This window comes from Pseudomonas sp. IPO3778 (assembly GCF_013386825.1).
GTDB lineage: Bacteria > Pseudomonadota > Gammaproteobacteria > Pseudomonadales > Pseudomonadaceae > Aquipseudomonas.
The window spans coordinates 1-19639 of record NZ_JACARC010000043.1 but is presented as its reverse complement, the minus strand read 5'-3'; the positions used below and the strand labels follow the sequence as shown (position 1 = coordinate 19639).

At 59.7% G+C, this 19639-nt stretch carries 20 protein-coding genes; 14 read left to right on the top strand and 6 right to left on the bottom strand.

The window, feature by feature from the left end; genetic code table 11:
* Window positions 1–131: 131 nt before the first annotated feature.
* Together gluQRS and dksA are read right to left on the bottom strand one after the other, a co-directional pair.
* Window positions 132–1019 (bottom strand): tRNA glutamyl-Q(34) synthetase GluQRS, encoded by an 888-nt coding sequence (gene gluQRS / locus HX855_RS23080; RefSeq protein ID WP_177089453.1) that lies wholly within the window; start codon window positions 1017–1019, stop codon window positions 132–134.
* A gap of 84 nt (window positions 1020–1103) precedes the next feature.
* Window positions 1104–1538 carry an RNA polymerase-binding protein DksA gene (dksA, locus tag HX855_RS23075; protein ID WP_088423525.1) on the bottom strand — a complete coding sequence of 145 codons (435 nt, stop codon included), beginning with the start codon at window positions 1536–1538 and terminating at the stop codon, window positions 1104–1106.
* 321 nt (window positions 1539–1859) lie between these two features.
* Here dksA and HX855_RS23070 point away from each other — a divergent pair, with 321 nt between their 5' ends.
* Together HX855_RS23070 and sfsA are read left to right on the top strand one after the other, a co-directional pair.
* Window positions 1860–3032: a pyridoxal phosphate-dependent aminotransferase gene (locus tag HX855_RS23070; protein ID WP_177089452.1), complete on the top strand. Its 1173-nt coding sequence runs from the start codon at window positions 1860–1862 to the stop codon at window positions 3030–3032.
* Window positions 3032–3745, top strand: a complete 714-nt coding sequence (gene sfsA, locus HX855_RS23065) for a DNA/RNA nuclease SfsA (protein ID WP_177089451.1) — start codon at window positions 3032–3034, stop codon at window positions 3743–3745. The genes HX855_RS23070 and sfsA overlap by 1 nt, the downstream gene beginning before the upstream one ends.
* On the opposite strand, the gene HX855_RS23060 is transcribed toward sfsA, so the two are convergent.
* Window positions 3742–4059, bottom strand: a complete 318-nt coding sequence (locus HX855_RS23060; protein WP_177089450.1) for a Rieske (2Fe-2S) protein — start codon at window positions 4057–4059, stop codon at window positions 3742–3744. The genes sfsA and HX855_RS23060 overlap by 4 nt on opposite strands.
* Window positions 4060–4265: 206 nt before the next feature.
* On the opposite strand from HX855_RS23060, the gene HX855_RS23055 reads away from it, so the two are divergent.
* From HX855_RS23055 to HX855_RS23045, 3 genes are read left to right on the top strand one after another with little or no spacing between them, the layout of a single operon-like run.
* The gene (locus tag HX855_RS23055) at window positions 4266–5144 is read left to right on the top strand and encodes a hemin ABC transporter substrate-binding protein (protein WP_177089449.1); all 879 of its coding nucleotides are present in this window, start codon (window positions 4266–4268) and stop codon (window positions 5142–5144) included.
* A gap of 50 nt (window positions 5145–5194) precedes the next feature.
* On the top strand, window positions 5195–6178 hold the full coding sequence (locus tag HX855_RS23050; RefSeq protein WP_177089531.1) for an iron ABC transporter permease: 984 nt from the start codon (window positions 5195–5197) through the stop codon (window positions 6176–6178).
* Window positions 6178–6945 carry a heme ABC transporter ATP-binding protein gene (locus HX855_RS23045; RefSeq protein ID WP_177089448.1) on the top strand — a complete coding sequence of 256 codons (768 nt, stop codon included), beginning with the start codon at window positions 6178–6180 and terminating at the stop codon, window positions 6943–6945. The genes HX855_RS23050 and HX855_RS23045 overlap by 1 nt, the downstream gene beginning before the upstream one ends.
* A gap of 259 nt (window positions 6946–7204) precedes the next feature.
* Here the strand turns inward: HX855_RS23045 and HX855_RS23040 are convergent, their stop codons facing one another.
* From HX855_RS23040 to HX855_RS23030, 3 genes are all read right to left on the bottom strand, one after another.
* The gene (locus HX855_RS23040; protein ID WP_010206563.1) at window positions 7205–7477 is read right to left on the bottom strand and encodes a TfoX/Sxy family protein; all 273 of its coding nucleotides are present in this window, start codon (window positions 7475–7477) and stop codon (window positions 7205–7207) included.
* A gap of 200 nt (window positions 7478–7677) precedes the next feature.
* Window positions 7678–8022, bottom strand: coding sequence for a pentapeptide repeat-containing protein (locus HX855_RS23035; protein WP_177089447.1), 345 nt, complete (start codon window positions 8020–8022; stop codon window positions 7678–7680).
* A gap of 94 nt (window positions 8023–8116) precedes the next feature.
* Window positions 8117–9673, bottom strand: coding sequence for a bifunctional aminoglycoside phosphotransferase/ATP-binding protein (locus tag HX855_RS23030; RefSeq protein ID WP_177089446.1), 1557 nt, complete (start codon window positions 9671–9673; stop codon window positions 8117–8119).
* Window positions 9674–9791: 118 nt separating this feature from the next.
* On the opposite strand from HX855_RS23030, the gene mrcB reads away from it, so the two are divergent.
* The 9 genes from mrcB to msrQ all read left to right on the top strand — a co-directional run bounded on the left by mrcB (window position 9792) and on the right by msrQ (window position 19611).
* Complete coding sequence (mrcB, locus tag HX855_RS23025; protein ID WP_177089445.1) at window positions 9792–12116, top strand: penicillin-binding protein 1B; 2325 nt, start codon at window positions 9792–9794, stop codon at window positions 12114–12116.
* A 16-nt stretch (window positions 12117–12132) separates the two neighbouring features.
* Window positions 12133–12867 (top strand): M48 family metallopeptidase, encoded by a 735-nt coding sequence (locus tag HX855_RS23020; RefSeq protein WP_177089444.1) that lies wholly within the window; start codon window positions 12133–12135, stop codon window positions 12865–12867.
* Window positions 12867–13196, top strand: coding sequence for a YqcC family protein (locus tag HX855_RS23015; RefSeq protein ID WP_177089443.1), 330 nt, complete (start codon window positions 12867–12869; stop codon window positions 13194–13196). The genes HX855_RS23020 and HX855_RS23015 overlap by 1 nt, the downstream gene beginning before the upstream one ends.
* 431 nt (window positions 13197–13627) lie before the next feature.
* Window positions 13628–15352, top strand: a complete 1725-nt coding sequence (locus tag HX855_RS23010) for an acetolactate synthase 3 large subunit (RefSeq protein ID WP_177089442.1) — start codon at window positions 13628–13630, stop codon at window positions 15350–15352.
* Window positions 15353–15354: 2 nt separating this feature from the next.
* Window positions 15355–15846, top strand: a complete 492-nt coding sequence (gene ilvN / locus HX855_RS23005) for an acetolactate synthase small subunit (RefSeq protein WP_003176102.1) — start codon at window positions 15355–15357, stop codon at window positions 15844–15846.
* Between the two features lie 47 nt (window positions 15847–15893).
* Window positions 15894–16910, top strand: coding sequence for a ketol-acid reductoisomerase (ilvC, locus tag HX855_RS23000; protein ID WP_177089441.1), 1017 nt, complete (start codon window positions 15894–15896; stop codon window positions 16908–16910).
* A 145-nt stretch (window positions 16911–17055) separates the two neighbouring features.
* Complete coding sequence (pssA, locus tag HX855_RS22995) at window positions 17056–17913, top strand: CDP-diacylglycerol--serine O-phosphatidyltransferase (RefSeq protein ID WP_177042258.1); 858 nt, start codon at window positions 17056–17058, stop codon at window positions 17911–17913.
* A gap of 64 nt (window positions 17914–17977) precedes the next feature.
* A complete protein-coding gene (gene msrP, locus HX855_RS22990) occupies window positions 17978–18991 on the top strand; it encodes a protein-methionine-sulfoxide reductase catalytic subunit MsrP (RefSeq protein ID WP_177089440.1) in 1014 nt (337 codons plus the stop codon).
* On the top strand, window positions 18991–19611 hold the full coding sequence (gene msrQ / locus HX855_RS22985) for a protein-methionine-sulfoxide reductase heme-binding subunit MsrQ (protein WP_177089439.1): 621 nt from the start codon (window positions 18991–18993) through the stop codon (window positions 19609–19611). Before msrP ends, msrQ begins: the two co-directional genes overlap by 1 nt.
* The last annotated feature ends 28 nt before the right edge of the window (window positions 19612–19639 follow it).

The following is a 19639-nucleotide window of genomic DNA, read 5'->3' as shown; positions in this document are numbered from 1 at the left end:
CCCAGTTCTTGCTCGCGAAGGACGTTAACGTTAACGCGTGCATCCTGGATAAACGTGTTGCCTGTGAGTTCTTCGCGAGCAAGCTCGCTCCTACGCGATGGTAACGGATGGCTCGCAAGCTGCAAGCGCCTTCAGTGCAATTGCGCTTCGGCCAGCGTGAGTGTGCGCGGGATCCGCGTGGCGTCCCAGTGTTGAATGCCCCAATCCAGCAGCTCCCGTGGGCTGGCGTGGCTCAGTTCGTCGCCCGGTTGCTGGCCCAGGGCGCGCAGCGCTCTTAACAGCAAAGGCGTGGCCTGGTCGCTGGTCAAGGGCGGTGAGCGGTAGGATTTTCCCAGTTTGTTACCGTCCGGCTGGATGATCAGCGGTACATGCAGGTAGCGCGGTTGGCGCAGGCCCAGCAGTTCCTGCAGGTACAGTTGGCGCGGTGTGGAGTCGAGCAGATCAGCGCCGCGCACGATGTCGGTCACACCTTGCCAGGCATCATCGAGGACGACCGCCAGTTGGTAGGCATACAGGCCGTCGCGACGGCGGATGATGAAGTCGCCGACGTCGCGGCCCAGATGCTGTCGGAATTCGCCTTGTACGCGGTCGGTAAAATGGTATTCCAGCTCCGGTACCCGTAGGCGGATGGCGGCATCTTGCTGGTCATGGCCGGCATTGCGGCACAGTCCTGGGTAAATCCCGTTGTAGGGTTCCAGTTGCTTGCGTGAACAGGTGCAGGCGTAGGCCAAGCCGTGATTGAACAGGCGGTTAAGCACTTCGGCGTAGGCATCGTGCCGTTCGCTTTGTCGGACCAGTTCCCCGTCCCATTCAAAACCGTAGCGTTCCAGGGCATTGAGGATCGCTGCCTGGGCGCCGGGCTCTTCCCGTGGCGGGTCGAGGTCTTCCATGCGCATCAGCCAGCGGCCTTGATTGGCGCGGGCGTCGAGGTAGGAGGCGAGGGCGGCAACCAGGGAACCGAAATGCAGGTGTCCGCTGGGCGTGGGGGCGAAACGCCCGATATAGGAGGAGGCAGTCATGGGCCGGATATTACTGGAAAACCTCCCAACGCCAGAAACAAAAATGGGGCGTTCGCACGCCCCATTTGTCCAGCCCGGCAGTGATTACTTGCCGACCTGTTTTTCCTTGATTTCAGCCAAGGTCTTGCAGTCCACGCACAAGTCGGCGGTAGGACGTGCTTCCAGACGGCGAATACCAATCTCGACGCCGCAGGACTCGCACCAGCCGTACTCTTCGTCTTCGATGAGTTGCAGGGTCTTGTCGATTTTCTTGATCAGCTTGCGCTCGCGATCGCGGGCGCGCAGTTCAAGGGCGAACTCTTCTTCCTGGCTGGCACGGTCTGCCGGGTCCGGGAAGTTGGCTGCTTCGTCCTTCATATGGTCAACGGTACGGTCAACCTCTTGCATCAAGTCCTGTTTCCACTGCTTCAGGATCTTGGAGAAGTGATCGCGCATGGGCTTGCCCATGTATTCCTCGCCCTTCGATTCGACGTAGGGTTGGAAGCCGCTAATGCTCTGTTGCTTTGCTTGGGTGGGCATGAATGGACCGCCTCTCACTCTTCTAATCCATTGCGCAGGATTGCAACATCACCGACACCTGCCGGCCCTGCGGCTGCAAGCGGGCGAACTTACCAGATAGATTCGGGGTGCGCCACTCCCGGTTGTCGAGGTGCCGTCTCCTGAGGGCTGTAAACCGCCGCAGGCCCCAGCAGGGCGGGCTTGTACGGTCTCGAATGTTGATTTTAGCTGTTTTACCGGTAGTTGCCCGTGGTGCTTGCTACATGCCTTAGGGCAATAGAGCAGGTTTTGCGCGGCGGGTTGGGTAGAATCGGGGTTTGTCCTCACAGTTAAGGAAGGCTAATGGCTCAGCCCTACAGTGCGCGCAGTCGCGCTATCGAACCTTTCCATGTCATGGCGTTGCTGGCGCGGGCCAATGAACTGCAGGCCGCCGGCCACGACGTGATTCACCTGGAAATCGGCGAGCCCGACTTCACCACCGCCGAGCCCATCATCAAGGCCGGGCAGGCGGCGCTGGCGAATGGCAAGACCCGCTACACCGCGGCCCGCGGGCTGCCGGAGTTGCGTGACGCCATCAGCGGTTTCTACCAGCAGCGCTATGGGTTGGGCATCGATCCTGAGCGAATTCTGATCACGCCCGGCGGCTCTGGCGCCTTGCTGCTGGCGAGCAGTTTGCTGGTGGACCCGGGCAAGCACTGGCTGCTGGCAGACCCTGGCTACCCCTGCAACCGCCACTTCCTGCGACTGGTGGAGGGCGCGGCCCAACTGGTTCCGGTCGGCCCGGACGTGCGTTATCAACTGACCGCCGATCTGGTCGCTCGTCACTGGGACCAGGACAGTGTGGGCGCGTTGGTTGCTTCGCCCGCCAACCCGACCGGCACCATCCTTACGCGGGACGAGTTGGCCGGGCTGTCGAGCGCCATTAAAGCGCGCAACGGGCACTTGGTGGTGGATGAGATCTATCACGGCCTGACCTATGGCACCGACGCCGCCAGCGTGCTGGAAGTCGACGATGAAGCCTTCGTGCTAAATAGTTTTTCGAAGTATTTCGGAATGACCGGCTGGCGCCTGGGCTGGCTGGTGGCGCCGCCGGCTGCGGTCGGGGAATTGGAGAAGTTGGCGCAGAATCTCTACATCAGCGCACCCAGCATGGCCCAACACGCGGCCCTGGCGTGTTTCACCCCGGAAACGTTGAGCATTCTTGAGGATCGCCGGGCCGAGTTCGGTCGGCGCCGCGACTTCCTGTTGCCAGCCCTGCGTGAACTGGGCTTCGGTATCGCCGTTGAGCCGGAGGGCGCGTTCTACCTGTATGCCGATATCAGCGCATTCGGCGGTGATGCCTTCGCTTTCTGTCGACACTTCCTCGAAACCGAGCATGTGGCCTTCACCCCGGGCCTGGATTTCGGCCGTTATCAAGCCGGGCACCATGTGCGGTTTGCCTACACACAAAACCTTGAACGCCTACAGGAAGCCGTTGAACGGATTGCCGGTGGCCTGCGGAGCTGGCAAGGCTGATGCGCTTTAATCCTCCCCTCGAAGAAGCCCGGCTGATCCGCCGCTACAAGCGTTTTCTCGCCGATATCGAAACCGTTACCGGCGAGTTGCTGACCATTCACTGCCCGAACACCGGCTCGATGTTCAACTGCATGGTGGAAGGCGGCCAGGTCTGGTTCAGTCGCTCCAATGACCCCAAGCGCAAGCTGCCCGGCACCTGGGAAATCAGCGAAACCCCTCAAGGGCGCCTGGCGTGTGTGAACACGGCGCGGGCCAATCAGTTGGTGGAAGAAGCACTGCGAGCCGGGGTGATCACCGAGCTCAACGGCTTTACGGCACTGAAGCGCGAAGTGCCTTACGGTCAGGAAAACAGCCGGATCGATTTTCGCCTGGACTACCCGGCGGGCGCGGCGTATGTCGAAGTCAAAAGCGTCACCCTCGGGTTTGACGGGACGTCGACCGCAGCGTTTCCCGATGCTGTGACTCAGCGCGGGGCCAAGCATTTGCGCGAGTTGGCGCACCTGGCGCGCGAAGGTGTGCGCGCGGTGCAGCTTTACTGCGTCAACCTTTCGGGGATCGACGGGGTGCGTCCTGCCGAGGAAATTGATGCGGGTTATGCGGCTGCGTTGCGTGAGGCCAAGGCGGCCGGTGTGGAGGTGTTGGCGTATGGCGTACGGGTGACGTCAGAGGAGGTCTGCGTCGACCGTCGCCTGGAAGTCGTGCTCGGCGATTAGATGTTTACCCACAGGCCCTGTTCGTCCTCTCGGCCGGGCAGGGCTGTCAGGCTCTGGCCGGCGCAAGGCCCGGCGACGCATTCACCGCTCTCGATCAAAAACAGCGCGCCATGGGTGGCGCATTGGATCAGGCTGGCGCTCGGGTCGAGAAACTGGTGCGGCTTCCATTCCAGCGGCACCCCGCGATGTGGGCAACGGTTGATATAGAAGTAGGCAATGCCTTCGCGGCGCACGGCCAACAGCTTGCGGCCGTCGATATCGAAACCGCGGCTGGTATTGGGTGCGAGTTCGCTGGAGGCGCAGAGAAACTTCATATCGATCCTTAAGTGCCGCCGTGTGCGGGCTGCAAGGCTATCCTGATTTTGCCGGAGAGCCCGGTGCTTGACGCGCAAATGCAAACAATTATCAAATGCCGGCTTCGCCCGTAAGCTGACTGGGCGCTCTGTACGATGTCGGGCAGCGTTGATCTGTCACATTGCGAGTGTTTCAGTGGGCCCACCCCTTGGAAGGAAACCCTTTTATGCGCCTGAGTGCCAGTGCTATTGCGCTCGTTGTCGGACTGCTGGTCAATGCGGGGGCCCAGGCCTCTGAACTGCCACAACGTTGGGTCAGCGCCGGTGGTGCGTTGTCGGAATGGGTGACGGCCCTGGGCGGTGAGTCAAAGTTGGTGGGCGTGGATACCACCAGTCAGCATCCGGAATCCCTCAAGGCGTTGCCGAGCATTGGTTATCAGCGTCAGTTGTCGGCGGAGGGCATTCTCAGTTTGCGTCCGCAGATCCTGGTGGGTACCGAGGAAATGGGCCCGCCGCCGGTACTGGCGCAAATCCGCAATGCGGGTGTGAAAGTGGAGCTGTTTTCCGCCGAGCCGGACCTGCCGACTCTGCAAGGCAACCTTCAGCATTTGGGCAAGTTGCTGGGCAGTGAAGCCAAGGCGGCGGAGCTGTTCAGCAACTATCAGCAACAACTGGATCAACAAAAGATCTGGGTGACCAAGGCCCAGGCGACGCAAAAAGCGCCTGGGGTGTTGTTGTTGCTGGGGCATGCCGGTGGCAAACCGCTGATCGCGGGCAAAGACACGGCGGCTGACTGGATGTTGCAGCAGGCCGGCGGCCATAACCTGGCGACCCACAGTGGTTACAAACCGTTTTCCGTGGAGTCGCTGGCGGGGCTCAATCCGGACGTTCTGGTGTTTGCCGATCGGGCCCTGACAGGCGATGCCGCCCGCGCAGCGCTGTTCAAAGAGAACCCTATCCTGGCTTCGACGCCGGCGGCCAAGAACGGGCGCGTGTATGAACTGGACCCGACCCTGCTGGTGGGCGGGCTTGGACCGCGCCTGCCGCACAGCCTGGTGAAGCTCTCCGCCGGCTTCTATCCATCCCAGGCCCAAACTGCCCCATGACCACTCTGGTTAAACCGCGAACGTTATTTATCGGGCTGAGCCTGCTGTGTGTGCTGGCGATTTGGCTGTCGTTGGCTTTGGGGCCGGTCAGCTTGCCGCTGATGGACACCCTGCGGGCAGCCTTGCGCTTGCTGGGTGTGCCGATCGAGGCTCAGGGCCTGGAGCAGGCGGAATTGATTCTCGGGCAGATTCGTCTGCCCCGTACGCTGCTGGGCCTGGCCGTTGGCGGCGTGTTGGCACTCTCGGGCGTTGCCATGCAGGGGCTGTTTCGTAACCCTTTGGCTGACCCTGGCCTGGTCGGGGTTTCCAGCGGTGCGGCATTGGGCGCGGCGATTGCGATTGTGGGGGGAGCGTTTTTTGGCGGCCTACCGGATGCGCTGGGGCCGTACCTGTTGTCGCTGTGTGCGTTTCTCGGCGGCTTGGGCGTGACGGCGCTGGTCTATCGCCTGGGGCGGCGTAACGGCCAAACCAATGTCGCGACCATGTTGCTGGCGGGCATCGCCCTGACGGCTCTCGCCAGTTCGGCGGTGGGTCTGTTTACCTACCTGGCGGACGACGCCACCTTGCGCACCCTCACGTTCTGGAACTTGGGCAGCCTCAATGGCGCTAGTTATTCGCGGTTGTGGCCGCTGCTACTGGTGAGCGCAGGCGTTGCGCTCTGGCTGCCACGCCGGGCCAAGGCGCTGAATGCGTTGTTGCTGGGGGAGTCGGAAGCCAGTCACTTGGGCATCGATGTTGAAGGCCTCAAGCGCGAACTGGTGTTCTGCACCGCGCTGGGCGTGGGCGCGGCAGTGGCGGCGGCGGGGATGATCGGTTTTGTGGGGCTGGTGGTGCCGCATCTGGTTCGTCTGCTGGCGGGGCCCGATCATCGGGTGTTGCTGCCGGCCTCGGTGCTGGCGGGGGCGAGTTTGCTGTTATTTGCCGATCTTGTGGCGCGCCTGGCCCTGGCGCCCGCGGAATTGCCCATCGGCATTGTTACTGCGTTTATCGGTGCGCCGTTTTTTCTCTACCTGTTGTTACGGGGACGTGCCTGATGCTGCGAGTAGAAGACCTGCAGATTCGTCGTGGGCGCAAAACGGTGTTGGCAGACGTCACCCTGGACCTGCTGCCAGGTGAGGTCCTCGGTGTATTGGGGCCCAACGGCGCGGGGAAGAGTACCTTGCTCGGTGCGTTATGCGGCGAGCTTCAGGCTGATCAGGGCCGCGTATGGCTGGATCAGCGTGAGTTGAAAGACTGGGGCGCGACCCTGCGTGCCCAGCGCCTGGCGGTACTGCCGCAGGCCTCGACCCTGGATTTTGCCTTTCGTGTCGAAGAGGTCGTCGGTATGGGGCGCCTGCCTCATCAGACCGGCCGGGCGCGTGACGATGAAATCATCAACGCCGCCCTGCAAGCGGCCGACGTCGCGCATTTGAGCGGTCGCAGCTATTTGGCATTGTCGGGCGGCGAAAGGCAGCGTGTGCACTTGGCGCGGGTGCTGGCGCAACTATGGCCGGGGGAGGCGGGGCAGACGCTGCTTTTGGATGAGCCGACGTCAATGCTCGATCCGCTGCACCAGCACACCACCTTGCAGGCGATCCGTACGTTTGCCGACCGCGGTGCGGCGGTGCTGGTGATCCTTCACGACCTCAACCTGGCGGCGCGCTACTGTGATCGGATCCTGTTGCTGGAAGATGGGCGGCCGCATGCGCTGGACACACCTGAGCAGGTCTTGCGTCCCGAGCCGCTCAAGGCCGTATTCGGGTTGGATGTTCTGGTGCAGCCGCATCCTGAGCGTGGGCATCCACTCATCATTGCGCGCTGAGAATCGCTGTTGTTTAAGGCAGTTTTCCACAGGCAAAAAAAGACCCGGCAAGCGCCGGGTCAAATAACCGTGATTAGCCTGATGAGGAGATAATCTGAGAGTCCGAACCAATGGTCTTTCAGCTATCGGCTGATCTCGCGACCAGTTGTGATAATCATAACGATTCTCATTTGAGAGTCAACATTTGTTTTTGCGGCCTCTTCGACTTTCCTCAAGTATGGGTTTGAAGTCCCCGGAAACATGGGTGCAAGGTGCCGTCTTAATTCTTCTGGCGTGCCGAAAGGGCGTCCAGTTGACGGTTTAAAGCCTCCTTGCGCTCAGCGGGAATGTCATTCCAGTGCACATCCATCAGCGCGCCTTCAATGGCGTACAACAAGACTTTGGACGCCCTGAAACCACGGGTGCGTACGGCGCGGTAAGCGTCTACCGCCCCCAGGCGACGTAGATCGGACGCGCTGTGGATGCCCACCGCATGCAGCCATTGCGCCGATGTCTTGCCAAGGTTTTTCAGGTGTTGCAGCTCATCGTTCATCAAGCCTCCTTGCGACGGCCGAATGGTTCGGTGGGTATCGTGACCAGGCAAGCCTGAAAGGAGTGTAGCGCTCAGTAGGAAAAGCGTAGTTCTTTGGTCGGCAACGACCTAAAAGCTTCTAAGGCAGGGTGGAATTTTGGTGTAGGAAAAGGTAAAGGCCCCGGTACGCCTTGCGCGTAGCCGGGTGCCGATGCAGCGGTTTATCGTGTGCGGTAGCGCAAGCGTGTGCCGAAATTGACGGACATCAGAATCTCGTCAGCACTCAACTCGGGAGGGAAGTAAGCACCGGAGATCTGTGCGTGCGCCAGGCTCGCACCTTCCAATGGGCACCCACGCAAATCCAGGCCGCGCAAATCGGCGGAGCGGAAATAAGCGTCGGTGAAGTCCACGCCCTCGGCGTTCAGGTCGCGTAAATCCAGGCCGCGAAAGTCGCCGCCACGCATATCGATGGCGCCGTCTTTCGGGCGCTCCTGGTTGAAGCCTCGGATGTCATCTTTATGCAGAAGCGCGTAAAGCGGGGTATCAAGTAGCTTCGGCTGGCTCACAATGGCGACTCCCGTGTTGGAATTATGACGCCATTATAGTGCCACTATTGCTCGGCCGTGAGCCCCGGAAGGCTGCACGACCAAGAAATATTTCTTACAGCCCCGGCAGGCGTTGGCGAATATGGGCCACCAAGGCGTCCAGGGTCCCGCTTTCATTGGTCTCTACACGTTTGCTGAGCAGCAATTCCTCCGCGCTGAGGGGGTCACGCTTGGTCTGCTGCTCGTCGATGACGGTCAGGGTGGCGTCGGAAGGATCGTTCTTGTCCGCCTGACGTTGTGCCAGCCAGGCAGCGATAACGGCCTGAGGCGCATTGCAGTCGAGGATCAGGAACGGTGCACCCGTGGCCTCGGCGATTTTGGCCGCAGCGTCACGTTGTTCACGCTTGAGGAAGGTCGCGTCCAGCACCACCGGGAAACCGGCGCGCAGCACGGTGTCGGCGATCTCGTTCAAGCGCGCGTAGGTGGCGGCGCTGGCGTCTGCGGCGTATATCCCGGCCTGCGGCGTGTTCTCGACCTGCTGTTCGCCGAACAGACGCTTGCGCTCTACGTCCGAACGCAGGCGAATGGCACCCAGTGCTTCTACCAGGCGCATCGCCACGTGGCTTTTACCCACGGCCGATACGCCGTGGGTGATGGCCAGGAAGCGCGACGGGATGGTGCTATAGCTTTCCGCCAGGTTGGCGTAGTTGCGGTATTGCCGCAGGGTGGTCGCGCGCTGCACCGCGTCCGCCTCGGAAGGCATGCTGAACAGCGCGACCTTGGCGCGTACCAGGGCGCGGTAGGCCTTGTAGAAGTTCAGCAGTTCCAGGCCTTGATAGTCGCCGGTCAGCTCCAGGTACTGGCTGATAAAACGTCGCGCCAGGCTCTTGAGGCCACGGTCTTCCAGGTCCATCGCCAGGAAACCGGTGTCGGCATACACGTCGGTGAAGCGGAACGGCTCGTTGAACTCGATGCAGTCGAAGATCACTACGTGGCCATCAATCATTGTGGCGTTGCCGAGGTGGATATCACCGTGGCACTCGCGAATGAAGCCATTGAGTTTGCGTTGCTCGAACAGCGGCTTGAGGCGCTCGAAGCTGCTTTCTGCCCAGGCCTGCAAGGCTTCCAGTTGTGCCAGGTCGGCCTTGTCGCTGAGGAACGGGCGGATCTGCTCGAAGTTCTGCAGCACCGGCGCCATGACATCGTGCGGCGTGCCGGCGGAGTGGGTGGCCGGCACTTTGGGGGCATTCAGGTGAAAGTGCGCAATCTGCCTGGCCATTTCGTCGATGTGCGCGTTGGTCAGCTCGCCGTTGGCTTGCAAGGTGCTGAGCAACTGGCTTTGCGGGAACTGGCGCATTTTCAATACGTAGTCGAGTACTGGGCCGTCGCCGCCTAACTGCGGTGCTTCAGCGCTGCCGGTGATTGGCAACACTTCGAGATACAAATCGTCGGTCAGGCGCTGGTTGAGGCGCAGTTCTTCATTGCAGAAGTGGCTGCGGGCGTCCAGGGAGGTGAAATCGAGGAAGCCGAAATTGACCGGCTTCTTCATCTTATAGGCGTAGTCACCCGTGAGCAGGACCCAGGAAATATGGGTTTCGATGACTTGGAACTTATCCACTGGATGGGGAAACAGGGCCGGGTTTTGTAGGGCTGCAATCAGGGACTGGCTCACGGGCGATCCTTCAGAGTCTGGGAAAATTCATGGCGGGCATTATGGCTCCTACAAGCGGTCGTGCAAACCGCTGTCCGGCTCATGTTGGTCATCAATAAAGTGCGTATAATCCGCCGCCATGACTCGTACCCGATCTCCCCGTTCCCGTAAAAAACCTCCTTCCCGCGGCCTGCGCCCATGGCTGGGCTGGGCGCTTAAGCTCAGCCTGGTAGGGCTTGTAGTGATCGCCGGCTTCGCGGTTTACCTCGATGCCGTGGTCCAGGAGAAGTTCTCCGGCAAGCGTTGGACCATTCCGGCCAAGGTTTACGCGCGCCCGCTGGAGCTGTTCACCGGCCAGAAGCTGAGCAAGGATGACTTCCTCACCGAGCTCGACGCCCTGGGCTATCGCCGCGAAGCCGTGAGCAATGGCCCCGGCGCCGCAGCCGTTAGCGGCAACACCGTCGACTTGAACACCCGCGGCTTCCAGTTCTATGAAGGCCTGGAAAAACCCCAGCCGGTGCGCGTGCGTTTCTCTGGCGATTATGTGGCCGAACTGTCCTCGCTCAATGGCTCGAAGCTGCCGGTGGTGCGCCTGGAGCCCTTATTGATCGGTGGGATTTATCCTAAAAACCTGGAAGACCGCATCCTGATCAAGATTGATCAGGTGCCGCCTTACTTGCTCGATACCCTGATTGCCGTGGAAGACCGGGATTTCTACAGCCACTGGGGCGTGTCGCCCAAGTCCATTGCTCGTGCCCTTTGGGTCAATACCTCCGGCGGCAAGATGACCCAGGGCGGCAGTACGCTGACGCAACAATTGGTCAAGAACTTCTACCTGACCAACGAGCGCAGCCTGACCCGCAAACTCACCGAAGCCATGATGGCGATGCTGCTGGAGTTGCATTACAGCAAGCAGGAAATTCTTGAGGCGTACCTCAATGAAGTGTTCGTCGGCCAGGACGGCCAGCGTGCGGTGCACGGTTTCGGCCTGGCCAGCCAGTTCTTCTTTGGCCAGCCGTTGTCCGAGCTGAAGTTGCATCAAGTGGCGTTGCTGGTGGGCATGGTCAAGGGGCCGTCCTACTACAACCCGCGTCGCAACCCCGAGCGTGCGCTGGAACGGCGTAACCTGGTGCTCGATGTACTGGAGCAACAAGGTGTCGCAACGCCGGAGCAAGTTGCTGCCGCGAAGAAAATGCCACTGGGTGTGACCACCCGCGGCAAGCTCGCCGACAGCTCATTCCCGGGCTTCATCGACCTGGTCAAGCGCCAGTTGCGTGAAGACTACCGCGACGAAGACCTGACCGAAGAGGGCCTGCGGATCTTCACCAGTTTCGACCCGATCCTGCAGATGAAGGCCGAGGCGTCGGTCAACGACACCTTCAAGCGTCTGGCGGGCCGTAAAGGTTCCGACGACGTCGAGGCAGCGATGGTGGTGACCAACCCGGAAACCGGTGAGGTCCAGGCCATGATCGGCAGCCGCCAGGCCAGCTTTGCCGGATTCAACCGGGCGCTGGACGCGGTGCGGCCGATTGGCTCGCTGGTCAAGCCGGCGGTATACCTGACCGCGCTGGAAAAACCGAGCAAGTACACGCTGACCAGTTGGCTGTCCGATGACCCGTTGTCGGTCAAAGGGGCTGATGGCCAGATGTGGACGCCGCATAACTTTGACCGTCGCTCCCACGGTACGATTTTCCTGTACCAGGGCTTGGCGCATTCCTACAACATCTCGACTTCCCGCCTCGGCCTTGAGCTGGGCGTGCCGAATGTTCTCAAGACGCTCGCCCGGTTGGGCATCACCCGCGAGTTCCCGGCGTTCCCATCGATGCTGTTGGGCGCTGGCGCGATGAGCCCGATGGAAGTGGCGACCATGTACCAGACCCTGGCCAACGGTGGTTTCAATACGCCGATGCGCGGGATCCGTAGCGTGTTGACGGCTGAAGGTGAGCCGCTCAAGCGTTATCCGTTCCAGATTCAGCAGCGCTTTGACCCGGCCTCGATCTACCTGATCCAGAACGCCATGCAGCGCGTGATGCGTGAAGGGACCGGGCGCTCGGCCTACAACGTGCTGCCGGCCAACCTGACGCTGGCCGGCAAGAGCGGCACCAGTAACGACTCCCGGGACAGCTGGTTCGCCGGCTTCAGCCAGGACCTGCTGGCGGTGGTGTGGTTGGGCCGCGATGACAACGGCAAGACACCGTTCACCGGTGCTACCGGCGCACTGCAGGTATGGACCAGTTTCATGAAGAAGGCCGATCCTCTGCCGCTGAACATGCCGCAGCCAGACAATATCGTTCAGGCCTGGATCGATCCGCATACGGGCCAGGGCTCCGATGCCAACTGTCCGGGCGCGGTGCAGATGCCGTATATTCGCGGCAGCGAACCACCTCCCGGTGCAGCGTGCGGCGCCAGTGCGCCCGCCAGCGCTGAATCGGTGATGGATTGGGTCAAAGGCTGGATGAATTAAGCAAAGAGGGCTTCACGTGAACAAGTTGTTGATTCCAGCTATTACAGTTTTGGCATTGCTCGGTGGTTGCGCCAGTGTGGAGCGGGGTTCTATCCCGGTGGTGGACTCCAGTACCACGGTGTCCAACAACGACCGGATTTCCGCCAACGGCGGCTTCCGTCAAACCGTCACCAAGCGTCCAGTCCAGGCTCAGGCGCAAGCCGTGCCTCAGGATTCGGGTGTCGTGGTGATGATCCCGGGCGGTGGCGCAGCGACCTCGGCACCGATCAGTACTCAGCCGTGGACCCCAGGCCCAAGTACCTCGGGTCCGATTGACTCCACGCCGATCCAAACGGCACCGGTCAACCAGGGCACGTACAACATGCCGTCGACGCCGAGCGGGATTCCGTCTGCCAGCAGCGCTGGCGGCTTGTCTGCCGATGAGCAGTTGGATGGCCCGGTGTTGGCCTTGCTGACGACCGCTCAGCAGCAGCAGTCTGGCGGCGACTTGAACGGCGCATCGTCGAGCCTCGAGCGCGCCCAGCGCGTGGCGCCGCGCGAGCCGCAAGTGCTTTACCGGTTGGCTCAGGTTCGCATGGCCCAGGGTGATGCTCCGCAAGCGGAACAATTTGCCCGTCGCGGCCTGACCCTGGCCAATGGCCGTCCTGATCTGCAGGCCAGCCTGTGGGGGTTGATCGGCGATGCCCGCGAGAAGCAGGGCGATGCCGCCGGTGCTGCCCAGGCGCGGCAAAAAGCCAAGGTTAGCCTCTGATGGATGCACGCTTTCCGGCAATTGCCGAACAGTTGCTGTTGATCGAGCGCGAACTGCGGCTGCAGGGCTGGTGGGACGAAGTGTCCCCCGGTGCCGAAGCCCTGAGCAGTGTTGAACCCTTTTCCGTCGATACCCTGGACTTTCACCAGTGGCTGCAATGGATCTTCCTGGCACGGATGAAGCAAATCCTTGAGCAGGACCTGCCATTGCCCAATGCGTCGGGGATTCTGGAGATGGCCGAGATGGTTTACGCCGATCGGCCGCTTGAGAGCCTTGGCCTGCGGACTGCGCTGAAAAAGTTCGATCAACTGATCGTCGACGCTCGTTAATTGCCTGGCTGCCGGTTTTTCCGGCAGTCGTGCGCATATTTCTACCGCTTTGCGCCATTCAGGCGAGTTTTATCCCTCCTCAAGCCCCTTTCTTCTGCGTTCTCATGCGCTTAGTTGGAAAAAAGCGCAATTATTGCTTGACTTGGAGAGGCTGAAACAGAAGAATCCAAAGTCCGCTGTAGAGGGACTGCCAGAAGCAGACCCACTCAGCAGATCATGAGGCGCATACCCGCGCCGACCTGTTACACCCGCAACGCGTTACCTCGCGCTGGGTGGGAAAATCCCGCAACACTTGGGACGCTCCCAATACTTGCTCAGTCAGTGCTGACGTAGTCGGCGACCACCGTCGCTCATGCTCTGCTGAGAAGTAAACCTATTAAGACCCGTCGGTTTTTAACGGACGGTATTCTGGCGTTTTAGAGGTGAACAACGTGGAGCTTTTATCTGGCGGTGAGATGCTCGTCCGCTTTTTGCGTGACGAAGGCGTCGACTATATCTACGGGTACCCAGGCGGTGCTCTGCTGCATGTCTACGACGCACTGTTCAAGGAACCGGCTGTTACCCACATCCTGGTTCGCCACGAACAAGCTGCTACCCATATGGCTGACGGTTATGCCCGTGCCACCGGTAAAGCCGGTGTGGTACTGGTGACTTCCGGCCCTGGCGCGACCAATGCCATCACCGGCATCGCGACGGCTTATATGGACTCCATCCCGATGGTGATCATTTCCGGCCAGGTGGCGAGCACCATGGTCGGTACCGATGCATTCCAGGAAACCGACATGATCGGTATTTCCCGGCCGATCGTGAAACACAGCTTCATGATCAAGCATGCCTCGGAAATCCCGGAAGTCATGAAGAAGGCCTTTTACCTCGCACAGTCCGGTCGCCCGGGTCCTGTGGTGGTCGATATCCCGAAAGACATGACCAACCCGGCTGAGAAATTCGAATACATCTTCCCGAAGAAAGCCAAGCTGCGCTCTTACAGCCCAGCCGTTCGCGGGCACTCGGGGCAAATCCGCAAGGCGGCAGAAATGCTCCTGGCGGCCAAGCGTCCAGTGCTTTACTCGGGTGGTGGCGTGATTCTGGGCGGCGGTTCTGCCCCGTTGACCGAACTGGCCAAGATGCTCAACCTGCCGGTGACCAACACGTTGATGGGCCTCGGCGCGTTCCCGGGTTCAGACCGTCAGTTCGTCGGCATGCTCGGCATGCACGGCAGCTACACCGCCAACCTGGCCATGCACCACGCTGACGTGATCCTCGCCGTCGGTGCGCGATTCGATGACCGGGTGATCAACGGCGCGAGCAAATTCTGTCCGAATGCCAAGATCATCCACATCGATATCGACCCGGCATCCATTTCCAAGACCATCAAGGCCGACGTGCCTATCGTAGGTCCTGTGGAAAGCGTCTTGACCGAAATGGTCGCTGCGCTCAAGGAAATCGGCGAAGCCCCGAACAAGGATTCGGTTGCCAGCTGGTGGAAGCAGATCGATGAATGGCGCGGTGACCGCGGCCTGTTCCCTTACGACAAGGGCGATGGCAGCATCATCAAGCCGCAAACCGTGATCGAAACCTTGTGCGAAGTGACCAAGGGCGATGCCTTTGTGACCTCCGACGTGGGTCAGCACCAAATGTTCGCGGCGCAGTACTACAAGTTCGACAAGCCTAACCGCTGGATCAACTCCGGCGGCCTGGGCACGATGGGCTTTGGTTTCCCTGCGGCCATGGGGGTAAAGCTGAGCTTCCCGGATAGCGACGTTGCGTGCGTCACCGGTGAAGGCAGCATCCAGATGAACATCCAGGAGCTGTCGACCTGCCTGCAATATGGTCTGCCAGTGAAGATCGTCTGCCTGAACAACGGTGTACTGGGCATGGTTCGTCAGTGGCAGGACATGAGCTACGGTAGCCGTCACTCCCACTCCTACATGGAATCTCTGCCAGATTTCGTCAAGCTGGTTGAAGCCTATGGCCACGTCGGCATGCGCATCACCGATTTGAAGGATTTGAAGCCGATGATGGAAGAGGCGTTCGCCATGAAGGACCGCCTGGTGTTCCTCGATATTCAGGTCGACACCAGCGAGCACGTCTACCCGATGCAGATCAAAGACGGCTCCATGCGCGATATGTGGCTGAACAAGACGGAGCGTACCTAATCATGCGGCACATCATCTCCCTGCTTCTGGAGAACGAACCGGGCGCTCTGTCACGTGTGGTCGGCCTGTTTTCGCAACGCAACTACAACATCGAAAGCCTGACCGTGGCGCCGACCGAAGACCCGACCCTGTCGCGCCTGACGTTGACCACCGTTGGCCATGATGAGGTGATCGAGCAGATCACCAAAAACCTCAACAAGCTGATCGAAGTGGTCAAGCTGGTCGACTTGTCGGAAAGTGCCCACATCGAGCGTGAGCTGATGCTGGTTAAAGTTAAGGCCACGGGTGCACAACGGGCCGAGATCAAGCGCACTACCGACATTTATCGCGGGCAGATCGTCGATGTGAGCGCCAGCGTTTATACCGTTCAACTGACCGGTACGAGCGACAAACTGGACAGCTTCATCCAGTCGATCGGGACGGCCTCGATTCTGGAAACTGTACGCAGTGGCGTCACCGGGATTGCTCGTGGCGACAAAGTACTCAGCATTTAACTCAAATTAGTGAATGGCCTAACGGCCTGGATATATAGAGGAACCTCATGAAAGTTTATTACGAAAAAGATTGTGACCTGTCGATCATCCAGGGCAAAAAAGTCGCCATCATCGGCTACGGTTCCCAGGGCCACGCTCAAGCGTGCAACCTGAAAGATTCCGGCGTTGACGTGATTGTTGGCCTGCGTAAAGGTTCGGCCACTGTTGCCAAGGCTGAAGCTCACGGCCTGAAAGTGACTGACGTTGCTTCCGCTGTTGCTGCTGCCGACCTGGTCATGATCCTGACCCCGGACGAGTTCCAGTCCGCGCTGTACAAGAACGAAATCGAGCCGAACATCAAGAAAGGCGCCACCCTGGCCTTCTCCCACGGCTTCGCGATCCACTACAACCAAGTTGTGCCACGCGCTGACCTCGACGTGATCATGATCGCGCCGAAAGCACCGGGCCACACCGTGCGTTCCGAATTCGTCAAAGGCGGCGGTATCCCTGACCTGATCGCGATCTACCAGGACGCCTCGGGCAACGCCAAGAATGTTGCTCTGTCCTACGCTGCTGGCGTTGGTGGCGGTCGTACCGGCATCATCGAAACCACCTTCAAGGACGAGACTGAAACCGACCTGTTCGGCGAACAAGCCGTACTGTGCGGCGGTACCGTTGAACTGGTTAAAGCCGGTTTCGAAACCCTGGTTGAAGCTGGCTACGCGCCAGAAATGGCCTACTTCGAATGCCTGCACGAACTGAAGCTGATCGTTGACCTCATGTACGAAGGCGGTATCGCCAACATGAACTACTCGATCTCCAACAACGCCGAATACGGTGAGTACGTGACTGGCCCGGAAGTGATCAACGCCGAGTCCCGTCAGGCCATGCGCAACGCCCTGAAACGTATTCAGGACGGCGAATACGCCAAAATGTTCATCACCGAAGGCGCAACCGGCTACCCTTCGATGACCGCCAAGCGTCGTAACAACGCCGCTCACGGTATCGAAATCATCGGCGAGCAACTGCGCTCCATGATGCCGTGGATCGGTGCCAACAAGATCGTCGACAAAGCCAAAAACTAAGTCGTACGCATCAACGGAAAACGCGGCTTAGGCCGCGTTTTTTCGTTTGAGGGGGCAGGTTCTGGTATAAAGCTGCATCGTTTGCGGGCGAACACTCGCCGCAAGTTTCTGTCGAAATTTTTCACACCGTTGCAAGGTAAAGTCCATGAGCGAACGTCCCGAAGAGCCAAACCAGGCCTCTGACGCCGAAAGCCTGCTACCGATCGATGAACATGTCGAAGAAGGGCACGATGCTGAAGGTCGTAAAGTCCGGCATCGTGGCATCTATCTTCTGCCCAATCTGTTCACCACTGCGAACCTGTTCGCAGGGTTCTATTCCATCATCAATTCCATGAGTGCCCAGAGCGCCCTGGCGGCCGGCGATGCAGCCAGTGCCAGCAAGTACTTTGGTTTTGCTGCGATTGCGATCTTCGTCGCCATGGTCCTTGATGGCCTGGACGGACGGGTGGCACGTATGACCAACACCCAGAGCGCTTTCGGCGCCGAGTACGACTCGCTGTCGGACATGGTTGCCTTTGGTGTCGCGCCGGCATTATTGGCATTTGCCTGGGCATTGGGCGACATGGGCAAGGTGGGCTGGATGGTTGCCTTCATCTATGTGGCGGGCGCAGCATTGCGTCTGGCGCGATTCAATACCCAGGTGGGGACCGCTGACAAGCGCTACTTCATTGGTCTGGCCAGCCCGGCGGCGGCGGGTGTGGTAGCCGGTATTGTCTGGGCATTCAGTGACTACGGGATTCAGGGTTCCAAGATGTCGTTCCTGGTGGCCTTGATGGTTGCGGCGGCCGGCATGCTGATGGTCAGCAACATCAAGTACAACAGCTTCAAGGAGCTGGACCTCAAGGGGCGTGTGCCGTTTGTCGCGATCCTGGCAGTGGTGCTGGTGTTCGCCGTGGTCTTCAGTGATCCACCGCGAATCCTGCTGTTGGCGTTCCTTGTGTATGCCGCGTCCGGGCCGGTGCAGTACTTGCTGCATCTTCGTCAGCGCAAAACGTTGCCTTAATGTAATTTCCCCCATACTCCGCAGTCTATTGGTGCATCTGTTCTCCAAAAGCTGCGGAGTTGCCATGTTAATCAAGTTCCCCAAAGCGTCTGATTGCAAAGAATCGGACGTTACGCCTGAATCCCTCTATTTCTCTCGACGCAGCTTGCTCGGTGGTGCGCTTGCCGGCATAGCTGCCAGCAGTCTGCCGCGTTGGGCCAGTGCGGATGATGCTGCGCGTTATGCGGATGTCGAGCCGGGCAAGGCGCCCGGATGGTTTGCCGAAAAGTTGCCGGGTACCAAATGGCAGTCGGTAACCGTCAAGAATGAGGCGATCACTCCATTCAAGGACGCGACTCACTACAACAACTTCTACGAGTTTGGTACGGACAAGGGCGACCCGGCGGCCAATGCCGGGTCTCTGAAGACCGAGCCGTGGAGCGTGGTGATTGATGGTGAGGTCGCCAAGCCAGGGCGCTATGCGCTTGAAGACTTCATGAAGCCCTATCAACTGGAGGAGCGAATCTATCGACTGCGCTGTGTAGAGGCGTGGTCGATGGTCATTCCCTGGATAGGTTTCCCTATTTCTGAATTGCTCAAGCACGTTGAGCCTACATCCAATGCCAAGTACATCCGTTTTGAAACCCTGCAAGATCCCAAGAGCATGCCGGGGCAGCGCTCCAACTTCGCCTTGATCGACTGGCCTTATGTGGAGGGGCTGCGACTGGATGAGGCGATGAATCCCTTGGCGATCCTGGCTGTGGGGATGTATGGCCGGGAGCTGCCAAACCAGAATGGCGCTCCGCTGCGGTTGGTGGTGCCGTGGAAGTATGGGTTCAAGAGCGTCAAGTCGATCGTGCGCATCAGTCTTGTCAGTGAGCAGCCTAAAACCACCTGGCAAAGCATTGCCGCGAGTGAGTATGGGTTTTATGCGAATGTGAATCCTACCGTCGACCATCCACGCTGGACCCAAGCTCGCGAGCGGCGCCTGCCGAGCGGGCTGTTCAGTCCCAATGTGCGCGAGACGCAAATGTTCAACGGCTACTCTGATGAAGTCGCCTCTCTTTATACCGGCCTCGATCTGCGGAAGAACTATTGATGCGCTACCCGATCTGGCGCATCGGCGTCTTTATAGTGATAGCGGTGTGGCCGCTGTTCTGGCTGTACGAGGCCTGGAGCTTTGCGCTGGGGCCAGATCCAGGGAAGGTGCTGATGGATAGGCTCGGGCTCGGGACGTTGATCCTGCTGTTGATCACTCTGGGCATGACGCCGCTGCAGAAGCTCAGTGGTTGGGCGGGGTGGATTGCTGTGCGACGGCAGTTGGGGTTGTGGTGCTTTGCGTATGTGGCTTTGCATCTTGCGGCTTACTGCGTGTTTATCCTTGGGTTGGACTGGTCGCAGTTGGGTGTTGAGTTGAGTAAGCGGCCTTACATTATAGTGGGGGCCCTGGGGTTCCTTTCTTTATTGGTACTGGCGGTAACGTCTAACCGCTACAGTCAGCGTCGACTGGGGGCGCGCTGGAAGAAGTTGCATCGACTGGTTTACGTGATTCTCGGGCTTGGTTTGCTGCATATGTTGTGGATCGTGCGGGCGGATCTGAAGGAGTGGGCCATCTATGCATCTATAGGGGCGCTGCTTCTAGTGCTGCGTGTGCCGCCAGTGATGCGCCGAATTCCCCGTCTTATTGCCAAAAAACCAGCTTCTGCAACAAAAGCGTAATTAACCCTTGACGGCAGATTCTGGAAGT